The organism is Streptomyces sp. NPDC093097 (assembly GCF_044754325.1).
Classification (GTDB): domain Bacteria; phylum Actinomycetota; class Actinomycetes; order Streptomycetales; family Streptomycetaceae; genus Streptomyces.
Genome location: NZ_JBIVOW010000042.1, coordinates 20,311 through 29,269 on the forward strand (window position 1 = coordinate 20,311; position 8,959 = coordinate 29,269).

General features: G+C 70.6%; 11 protein-coding genes, 1 pseudogene and 1 riboswitch. Of the genes and pseudogenes, 8 read left to right on the top strand and 4 right to left on the bottom strand.

Annotated features, from left to right (window positions below; genetic code table 11):
• Position 1: 1 nt before the first annotated feature.
• A complete protein-coding gene (gene ribD / locus ACIQE0_RS37715; protein ID WP_402340647.1) occupies positions 2-1,093 on the bottom strand; it encodes a bifunctional diaminohydroxyphosphoribosylaminopyrimidine deaminase/5-amino-6-(5-phosphoribosylamino)uracil reductase RibD in 1,092 nt (363 codons plus the stop codon).
• 195 nt (positions 1,094-1,288) lie between these two features.
• A riboswitch (FMN riboswitch) is annotated at positions 1,289-1,419 on the bottom strand.
• A 166-nt stretch (positions 1,420-1,585) separates the two neighbouring features.
• On the opposite strand from ribD, the gene ACIQE0_RS37720 reads away from it, so the two are divergent.
• Both ACIQE0_RS37720 and ACIQE0_RS37725 read left to right on the top strand, forming a co-directional pair.
• Positions 1,586-2,368, top strand: a complete 783-nt coding sequence (locus ACIQE0_RS37720) for an SDR family oxidoreductase (protein ID WP_402340617.1) — start codon at positions 1,586-1,588, stop codon at positions 2,366-2,368.
• A gap of 189 nt (positions 2,369-2,557) precedes the next feature.
• On the top strand, positions 2,558-3,814 hold the full coding sequence (locus ACIQE0_RS37725) for an MFS transporter (RefSeq protein ID WP_402340620.1): 1,257 nt from the start codon (positions 2,558-2,560) through the stop codon (positions 3,812-3,814).
• A gap of 122 nt (positions 3,815-3,936) precedes the next feature.
• On the opposite strand, the gene ACIQE0_RS37730 is transcribed toward ACIQE0_RS37725, so the two are convergent.
• Positions 3,937-4,428 (bottom strand): thioesterase family protein, encoded by a 492-nt coding sequence (locus tag ACIQE0_RS37730; RefSeq protein ID WP_366339553.1) that lies wholly within the window; start codon positions 4,426-4,428, stop codon positions 3,937-3,939.
• A 144-nt stretch (positions 4,429-4,572) separates the two neighbouring features.
• On the opposite strand from ACIQE0_RS37730, the pseudogene ACIQE0_RS37735 reads away from it, so the two are divergent.
• Together ACIQE0_RS37735 and ACIQE0_RS37740 are read left to right on the top strand one after the other, a co-directional pair.
• A pseudogene (locus tag ACIQE0_RS37735) lies at positions 4,573-4,728 on the top strand (nitrate reductase); the annotation flags it as partial.
• Positions 4,729-5,557: 829 nt separating this feature from the next.
• On the top strand, positions 5,558-5,806 hold the full coding sequence (locus ACIQE0_RS37740) for a hypothetical protein (protein WP_402340624.1): 249 nt from the start codon (positions 5,558-5,560) through the stop codon (positions 5,804-5,806).
• A 175-nt stretch (positions 5,807-5,981) separates the two neighbouring features.
• Here the strand turns inward: ACIQE0_RS37740 and ACIQE0_RS37745 are convergent, their stop codons facing one another.
• Together ACIQE0_RS37745 and ACIQE0_RS37750 are read right to left on the bottom strand one after the other, a co-directional pair.
• Positions 5,982-6,182, bottom strand: a complete 201-nt coding sequence (locus ACIQE0_RS37745) for a DUF397 domain-containing protein (RefSeq protein ID WP_402340627.1) — start codon at positions 6,180-6,182, stop codon at positions 5,982-5,984.
• Positions 6,182-7,021, bottom strand: a complete 840-nt coding sequence (locus ACIQE0_RS37750) for a Scr1 family TA system antitoxin-like transcriptional regulator (RefSeq protein WP_402340630.1) — start codon at positions 7,019-7,021, stop codon at positions 6,182-6,184. Before ACIQE0_RS37750 ends, ACIQE0_RS37745 begins: the two co-directional genes overlap by 1 nt.
• 100 nt (positions 7,022-7,121) lie before the next feature.
• On the opposite strand from ACIQE0_RS37750, the gene ACIQE0_RS37755 reads away from it, so the two are divergent.
• The 4 genes from ACIQE0_RS37755 to ACIQE0_RS37770 all read left to right on the top strand — a co-directional run bounded on the left by ACIQE0_RS37755 (position 7,122) and on the right by ACIQE0_RS37770 (position 8,848).
• Positions 7,122-7,334 (top strand): hypothetical protein, encoded by a 213-nt coding sequence (locus tag ACIQE0_RS37755; RefSeq protein WP_402340633.1) that lies wholly within the window; start codon positions 7,122-7,124, stop codon positions 7,332-7,334.
• Between the two features lie 112 nt (positions 7,335-7,446).
• A complete protein-coding gene (locus ACIQE0_RS37760) occupies positions 7,447-7,722 on the top strand; it encodes a hypothetical protein (RefSeq protein WP_402340636.1) in 276 nt (91 codons plus the stop codon).
• Positions 7,723-8,130: 408 nt separating this feature from the next.
• Positions 8,131-8,337 carry a hypothetical protein gene (locus ACIQE0_RS37765; protein ID WP_366339545.1) on the top strand — a complete coding sequence of 69 codons (207 nt, stop codon included), beginning with the start codon at positions 8,131-8,133 and terminating at the stop codon, positions 8,335-8,337.
• On the top strand, positions 8,321-8,848 hold the full coding sequence (locus ACIQE0_RS37770; RefSeq protein ID WP_402340639.1) for a DUF6879 family protein: 528 nt from the start codon (positions 8,321-8,323) through the stop codon (positions 8,846-8,848). The genes ACIQE0_RS37765 and ACIQE0_RS37770 overlap by 17 nt, the downstream gene beginning before the upstream one ends.
• The last annotated feature ends 111 nt before the right edge of the window (positions 8,849-8,959 follow it).

The window sequence follows — 8,959 nt, forward strand, 5'->3', positions numbered from 1 at the left end:
GTCAGTTCTCCTCGTGGCAGGCGGGGCGCGGGGTGGCAGTGATGCGCAGATCGGGGCCGAGGCGGGCGGTGTCGGTCACATCGAGCCGCAACGCCTGGGCGAGGGTGGTGATTCCGGCGTCGCCGACGGCGGCCGGGCCGGCGCCGAGCAGCACCGGCGCGAGATAGCCGACGACCTTGTCGACGGCGTCGGCGGCGAGGAAGGCCCCGGCGAGCGTCGGCCCGCCTTCGAGCAGCACGGACCGTACGTCGCGTGCCTGGAGGGCCTGGAGCAGAGCGGGGACGGACAGGCCGCGCCCCTCGGGGGCCCGCGGCAGCCGGACGAGCGGGACGAGCCCTTCGAGGTGGGCGGCGTCCGCGTCCTCGGCGACCGCGATCAGGGTCGGGGCGGTGCCGTCCAGGACCCGGGCGCCGGGCTTGACGGCACCGGCGCCGGAGTCGACGACCACCCGCAGCGGCTGGCGGACCGCCGCACCCTCGGGCCCGTCGATCCGCGCGCCGAGCTGGGGATCGTCGGCGCGGGCGGTGCCGGAGCCGACGACCACGGCGTCCGCGGCGGCGCGCAGCCGGTGCACATCGGCGCGGGACTCCGGCGAGGAGATCCAGCGGCTGGTGCCGTCGGCGGCGGCGATCCGGCCGTCGAGGGTGGCGGCGTACTTCCACAGCACGAACGGGCGGCCGCGCCGCACCGAGGTCAGCCACGCCTCGTTGCCGGCGGCGGCCTCGTCGGCGAGCAGTCCGCCGGTGACGTCGATCCCGGCCTCGGCCAGGGTCGCCGCGCCGCCGGTGGCAGTGGGATTGGGGTCGGCGACGGCGTAGACGACCCGGGCGACGCCCGCGTCGATCAGCGCCTGGGCGCAGGGGCCGGTGCGACCGGTGTGGTTGCAGGGCTCCAGGGTGACCACGGCGGTGCCGCCGCGGGCGCGCTCGCCCGCCGCGCGCAGGGCGTGGACCTCGGCATGCGGTCCGCCGGCCCGCTGATGCCAGCCCTCGCCCGCGGTACGGCCCGCGGAGTCCAGGACGACACAGCCGACGACCGGGTTCGGGCTGGTGTGACCGAGGCCGCGGGCGGCGAGCTCGACGGCTCGGCGCATCGCCGCGATATCCACGGGAGCTGGGGTGGCCACCGGGTCCTCCTGCCTCTTCGGGCACGGACTCCGGGGCTGTCTGGACGACAGGAGCGGACACGTAACGCCACGAGCACACCGGAGCCGGAAAACGCCAGGCCCGCCCGGAAACGTCAAACATCCGGACGCGCCGCCGACGGCGGTGTACGTCGCGTTCGCCCGCCGCGCACTGCCTCCCATCCGGACTTTCACCGTCGGTGCAGGAATTTCACCTGCTCAACCGGCCGCTGGCTGCGGACGGGTCGCGGACTGTTACCGCCGGTTCGGAATTACACCGACCCCGGAGTGCGCTGCTGCTTTATGTCAGTACGCCCCAAGTCTGCCACGGCCGCTCATGGCCCATGCGAGCGAAGCGCTGTGGGCTGTCTCACACGGCGCGGGCGCGTCGCCGGTCACACCCGCGCCCGGTGTTCCGTCATAGGGCGGTACCCCGTTCCCCACCTCAAGGGCGGTTCCGCAATGACGACACTCCTGGTCACCGGCGGCACGGGCACGCTCGGGCGCGCCGTGGTCGGCCGACTGCTGGCCGGCGGCCACGACGTCCGGTCGCTGAGCCGGCACCCGCACACCGGCACCGGCCCCACCCACCCGCGGTCCCACGCCGTCGATCTGCGCGACGGCACCGGACTGGCGGAGGCGGTGGCCGGCGTGGACACGGTCGTGCACTGCGCCTCGGCCCCCACCGGCGACGCCGAGGCGGCCGGGCGGCTCATCGCCGCGGCACGCCGGGCCGGGGTCCGGCACCTGGTCTTCATCTCGATCGTCGGGGTGGACCGGATTCCGCTGGGCTACTACCGCGCCAAGCTCGCCGTGGAGCGCCTGGTGGCGGAGTCCGGCATCGGCTGGACGGTGCTGCGGGCGACGCAGTTCCACGATCTGCTGCTGGGCATGGTCAAGGCGGGCGCCCGCTCGCCGGTCGTCCCGGTGCCGTCCGGGATCCGCTTCCAGCCCGTCGACGCCGACGAAGTGGCCGACACCCTGGCCGAGTTGGCGCTGGCCGGGCCGGCCGGGCGGGTCGCCGACATGGGCGGGCCGGAGGTGCTGACGGCGGACGAGGTGGTCCGGGCGACGCTGGCGGCGGGCGGGCGGCGCCGACTGCTGCTGCCGGTGTGGCTGCCGGGCGGCACGGCGGCGGCGCTGCGGCGCGGGGAGAACCTCACGCCCGAGCACGCGGACGGCCGGCGCCGCTATGCGGAGTTCCTGGCGGCGCGGGCGAACGGGGCGGCGAGGCCGGCATCCTGACCTGACTTCCCGGCAACACCCCCACCGATGGCAGGAGTTGCTGCGTCGGCGGTCGTTGATCCGCCGGGCGCCGGCCGCGGAGGCGGAGCGGCCCGGCGGCTGCCGCGCGGTGCGGACAGGACGGGACGCCTCCGCCCCGAGGGGACAACCCCCTGATTATCAGACCGGGTTCCTGATAATTTGCCGGCCATGGCTGGCAACGGCGTTCCCGGCACCACTCCCCGCGCTCCCCTCCCCCTACCCCCCGACCGCCGAGTGCGCCGCGCCCGCTGGGCGATGGCCGCGGTGTTCCTCATCCACGGCTCGGTCGCCGGCAACTTCGCCACCCGCATCCCCTGGATCCAGGACCACACCCAGATCCCGCCGGGCCAACTCGGCCTGGCCCTGGCCTTCCCGGCGATCGGCGCCTCGCTGGCGATGCCGCTGGCCGGCCGGATCAGCCACCGCTTCGGCGCCCGCACCGCACTGCGCGGACTGCTCGCGCTGTGGACGCTCGCCCTGGCACTGCCCGCCCTCTCCCCCGACGTGTTCGTGCTCTGCGGCGCGCTGCTGGTCTACGGCGGCACCTCGGGCATGGCGGACGTGACGATGAACGCGCTGGGCGTGGAGACCGAGGACCGGCTGGGCCGGCCGATCATGTCCGGGCTGCACGGCATGTGGAGCACGGGCGCCCTGCTCGGCTCGGCGGCCGGCGCCGTCGCCGCGCACACCGGCACCGACGCCCGGCTCCATCTCGCCGGCGCCGCCCTGGTGTTGACGCTGCTCGGCGCCCTTGCCTGCCAGGGCGTACTGGACCTGCGCAGCGCCCCCGAGGAGCATCCGCCGCCGCGCTTCGCGTTCCCGCCCCGGTCGGCGCTGGTCATCGGCGCCATAGGGTTCTGCGCGGTGTTCGCCGAGGGTGCCTCGCTGGACTGGTCGGCGATCTACCTCCGCGACCGGCTGGGCACCGACGCGGGGCTGGCGGCCGCGTCCACCACCGCGTTCGCCTGCACGATGGCCGCCGCCCGGCTGGCCGGGGACAAGGTGGTGGCCCGCTTCGGCCCGGTGCGCACGGTGCGGGCCGGCGGGGTGCTGGCCACGCTCGGCGGGCTGCTGATCGTCACCGCGGGCCGGCCGGTCCAGGCGATGGCCGGCTTCGGCCTGGTCGGCCTGGGGGTCGCGGTGGTGGTCCCGCTGGCGTTCGCGGCGGCCGGGCGCAGCGGCCCGGCGCCCAGCCAGGCCATCGCGGGGGTGGCCACCATCACCTACACCTCGGGCCTGATCGCCCCCTCGGCGATCGGCGGCATCGCCCAGGCGACCTCGCTGACCGGCTCGTTCGTGCTGGTGACGGTGCTGGCCTTCGGCCTGGTGGCCGGGGCGCGGGTGCTGCGGGCGCCGTCCCGCACCGCCTCCACGGGCGCCACGGCCGCCGCCGACCACGACAGCGGCGACCTGAAGCGCTCCTGACCGCCGCTGCCGTCGGGAGCGGCGGGGGGCCGCGGTGACCGCTGCCGTCGCGGGCGGCGGGACCGGCATGGCCGCCGCCCGCAGACCACCGTCCTCAGGCCGCCGCCCGCAGACCGCCGCCCTCAGGCCGCGTCGGCCCCGGCGGCCGGCTGCGCCGCCTCCGGCCGCAGCAGCTCCGCGGCGATCGCGCGGGCCCGGTCCGACCACGGGGTGGGGCGCAGCGTCTGCGGGTCGACGCGGACCAGGACGCGGTGGCCGCGGGCGTGGGTCTCGGTGCCGTCGGCGGAGCAGATCCGGAAGCCGTAGGTGAGGCCGGTGCGGCCGAGGCGCTCTATCCACAGGTGCGCGGCGTAGTGGCCGGCGCGGGTGAGCGGGCGCTCGTAGGAGACCTTCATCTCCTTGATGACGTTGCACATGTCGCCCGCGGCGACCCAGTCGCCGTCGAAACCGAAGCCGAACCCGTGCCAGTACTCCGCCCAGGCCCGCTCGGCCAGCAGCGGGTAGCGGGAGTTGTGCAGCATGCCGAGCGCGTCGAGGTCGTCGAAGTGGACGGTGACGGGGACCAGTTGGCCGTAGCCGACGGGGTCGGCGGCCTGGAGGGGTTCGACGCTCACGGGTGGTGCTCCTGGGATTCCGGGTGGGTGATCGGGTGCGCGCGCCACCGGCGGTACCGGCGCGACGGACCCCAGCCATGGTAAGCGGCTGCTTAGAATGCTTTGCGTCCCCCCGTGAAGTACACATGAACAGCTGGAGCAGTCATGGGCCTCTGCGTGCGCTGGACCGTGCATGGCGACGGGCGCAACCTGGCCCCTGGTGCCGTGGTCAGACCGGACGAGCGGCTCACGTGGCCGCGCACGGTGGGCCTGGGTGCGCAGCACGTCGTCGCGATGTTCGGAGCGAGTTTCGTCGCTCCGGGTGTACATCACTAGGCCCTGCCCCATCTCGGACCGAAGTGTCCCGGTTTATCAGCGGATGTTCACGACACCTATCGCCGAAAGGCGTGAGCATCACGTCCCCCCGCACCTGCACCTATACGTCTTCGCCCGGCCGCAGACGACGGCATCCCCGCCACCTTCCGGCATAAGCGGCGCGGCGCGGGGCAGCTTTTCTGCCCCCAGAGCGAGAGAGGCCAGGCCCGCCGGCGAACGAGGCTGTCACGGCCCCCAGTTCACGCATATGAAGGCGGGCCCGGGAGAGCGCCCGATTGCCGAGCGGGTGGCCGCTGGTTCGATTCCGGCCGGGGTCGCTTGCAGTCGCTCCGCCTGAGTATCGGTCGGCGGCGCCTCAGTGCATTGGAGCCCCCAGACACGCCGTCCAGGGGCTCCAGTTGCACCTTCCTAACCGCAGCTGCCACCGCACTGGCAGGAGCCGCCCTGCTGGCAGCCGCAGCTACAGCCGGGGCCGCACTGGCAGCCGCTGGCAACGGTTCCTTCGCTGGTCGTCATGGTGCCTCGCTTTCATGTGCCCTGCGGTCAGTGGACGTTGCACTGTGGCACGTTCCGGTGTGGCCCGACCACCAGTCTCGGCACGGGCACGGGCATCAGACTGAAATTCGCCTCGTTGACAGGGAGTTATCCGACGTACCGCCATTGATGAGAGGCGTTTCTCTTTGGCCTGGCACGGCAGCGACCGGCGCTCCTACCTCCCGGCAGACTGGCCGGTCCGTCGCCTGTCCGTCCTGAAGCGGGACGGGTTCCTGCGTCGGGGCGTCCTGCGGGACTCGGGGGCGCGGACTGGCCGGACGTGGAGTGGATCGTCTCCACCATCTACTCCGGCCACATGCCGCGGAGCCGGTCCCAGTGGATGTTCCTGAACCAACTGGTCACAGTAGAAGACCAATTGATCGCGCCGGAGGACTGGGACAACTGCGCGGTGGACGACCCTCTGGAGGACGGCGACGCGGTGACGCTCGGGTTCGACGGCGGACGCTCCGACGACGCCACGGCCTTGGCGGCCGTCCGCGTGCGGGACCGCCAACGGGACCGCCGATGAGGAGCCAAGGCGGGAGGAACTGTCCCTGACAGCCAGGGAGTTGGCCGGACCCTCGGCCGACCTGGACGACGTACTGAAGGTGGCCGCCTACCTCGTCACCTGATACGAAACGGCCCCCTTCACCATCGCGATGAAGGGGACCGTACTGGTCCTTGTGGACGGATGCCGGAATGTATCAACCGTGCGACTTGGCGAACTCGACAAGCCCGGCGAACGCCTCTCGGGTCAGCGTGAGATGCGGGCCGTTCGAGTCCTTGCTGTCACGGACGGGGACGATGCCGGTGGCCGTCGCGTATGCCGGGGCCCACTCGACACAGGAACCGCCGTTGTTGCTGTAGGAGGATTTGACCCAAAGCAGGGTCTCGGGCTCAGTCATCACGGCGTACCTCTTCGTAACTGGTGGATCATGTCTACAGACGCTGTCTGCGACAGAGAAACGGCCTGTAGCTGATGGTAGGCCCTCACCAGCGGCAGCACGGAAGTGAGCGCCCGATCCAAGTGCCCTTGAGTTTGAGACTCCACATACGAGATCACGGACCGGTCTGGCAGCGTCAGCAGGTTCACCAACCGGTCGAGGGTGCGGTGCTCACCGATGACGTAGGGGGCGACCTGAAGCATGGTGTTGGGTTGCTCTGCGAACTCCACTAGGCGCTCGCACTGTTCATCCATCACGGCTGCGCCGCCGATGGGGCGACGGACACAGCTTTCGTCTAGTACTGCGATCACCAAAGGCGGGTCACGACGTACCAGTGCGTTCTGGCGCTTCATGAGGAACGAGACTCGTTCATCGGCCTGTTCGCGTGTGATGACTCCCCGCTTGACGGAGCTATCGGCCAGTGCTTGCGCATACGCCGGTGTCTGGAGCGGACCAGGGACCAGACCGGACTCAAACAGCCGGATCTCTGCGGCCGTCTTCTCGTGCTTGACGTACTCCGGGAACCCCTCCAGCAGACTGCCGTTTCGGATCTCACCCAACGCGCGTTCGAACGACTCGGAGGTCCCAGTGATCCCGAGCGCGACATCTACGCTGCGCGAGAAACGGGGAGTTGGCGGTTTGCGGCCAGTTTCGACCGCTGAGATATGCCTGCCCGAGTAGCCGACCCGTGCGGCAAGTTCGTCTTGCTTCCAGCCACGCGCTTCCCGTGCGCTGCGTAAACGTGCTCCGAACGCTGCTTGCGGCGACGCGTTCGGGTTCAACTCCTTGCGGTTCACCACAATGTGCTCTCCGTTTCAGGAACGTTGAAGACATGGCGACTGTAGGCCACGCTGGGTGCTCTCGGTAGCGGAATCGCTACGCAGAGGCAAGGAGGGCTCCATGACCAGTCCTGCCCGCACGCCCTACTCGGCGTGCGCCGAAGAAGCAGCGAAGCTCGACGCCGCGCTGAAGGAAGCGGGCATCAACGCCCCTCCCAGCACTGTGCAGTTGAACGAGGAGGACGGCTTTAAGGTGACGCGGGTCGCTCCCCCGTTGCTCACGCCGAGCCAGACCGCCCGCGTCACCCGCATGGTGAAGGCGGCCCGGAAATGAGCGGAACCACCGATGACTTGAGCCAGAAGAACAGCAAACGGAACCAGCAGTCGCAGGGCCCGAACTGCGGGAAGAAGACCGACGGTCGGGGACGACCGTGCGATGGTCAGGGGTGACCGTGCAGCGTCTGCTAGCGCGCATCATCGCTGACCTGCCGACCGAACCAGCGCCGGGCACCATCAGCCTTGACGACCGGCCCGTGGGCTGCCCGTTCGGCTGGCACGACATGGACCACGTCGCACCCACGGTGTGGAACTGCGAGCACCACGGCGCGACCCTCATCGTCCACGCTCCCGGCCCGCCCGTCGACGTCAAGTCGCGCATGGCAACGCCGCGCTTTCGACTGCCAACGCCCCCGACCACCGCAGGCTGCCACCACCGGCCCTGAAGCCCCCGGCGAAATGATCAACGCCGGGCCAGCTCTCCCCCGGTTGAGCCCACCACCCCGCCCATGGGCTCCCGGTCTCCTGCCGCCGGAGACGAAGGGGAGTACGGAGTCCGTCCGACCCATCTCGGGCACGATTCGGTCGGGCTCCCACGCCGCCCAAGCCCACCCCTCCCGGGCCTGGGCGGCCACCATCTCTCGCACCGGCACCCTCCGGGCACGTCACAACCGGGGCGGTCCACCGGGTGGATGCGTGTGCGCCTATGCGCCTGACGGCCCGCCCAGGCAGGTTGCTACCTGGGTTTATGCCAAGACGCGCATAAGTCGCGTGACCGCATAGACGTCCGCAACCCACCCTCGTACCGTCATGGCCAGTCGGCCCAACCAGGTCCAAGATCTAGGGAGTTCGACATGTCACGAAAGCAACTGACCCGCCTCACCGGCAACGGCACCGGCGAGTGCGGGGAGAAGGACTGCCCGAACGTCTACCGCACCCAGCGGGGTACGTTCGTGGTCCAGGGCGACCGTTGCGACGCATTCGCTCCCGCAGAAGGGGAAGGGCTCGTAGAGATTCCAGAAGCCGTACTTAGGGAGGCAGTCCGTGTTCTTGGCTGGTGACGCGTGGAACGCGTGCTTCGACACCATGCAGCGTGAGGCATGGCGGCTCGAAACTCTGCCTGCCTACACCATGCCGCAGGAAGCAGAGATACTGGAACGATTCCTGGCCGGGGAGAAGTCGCCCGACGACTACAACTCGGGATGGATGAACGAAGTACGGCAATGGCGCGAAGAAGGCAAGAGCGTCGGCCGAGTCCACATCGTCACGCGGCCGCTTTCCGACTACCTCCGGTTCGAGTTCGAGTACTACTACCGGCACCACGTCAAGGCAGGTGAGGAGATCCGGATTCTCGACCTGACTGACCGGCCGAATCCGGGACTGGCCGACCAGGATTTCTGGATGTTCGACGAGTCCAAGGTGGTCCACCTGAACTACCGGCCCGATGGGACGCAGATCAACCGGGAGTTGCGCGAAGGAGACCCAGAGCCGTACAGGAAGTGGAAGCGCATCGCGGTCGCCGAGTCGGTGCCCTTCGAGGAGTACGTGAAGGGCCTTGACGTTCGAGCCTGAACAGCTAGGTGTATTACCCTGTGAGGTTGGGGACGCGGCTGGCGGGTGGTTGGCCCTTGAGTGCGGTGTGTCTGCGGTGGTGATTGTAGGTGTGAAGCCAGGCGGGGTAGG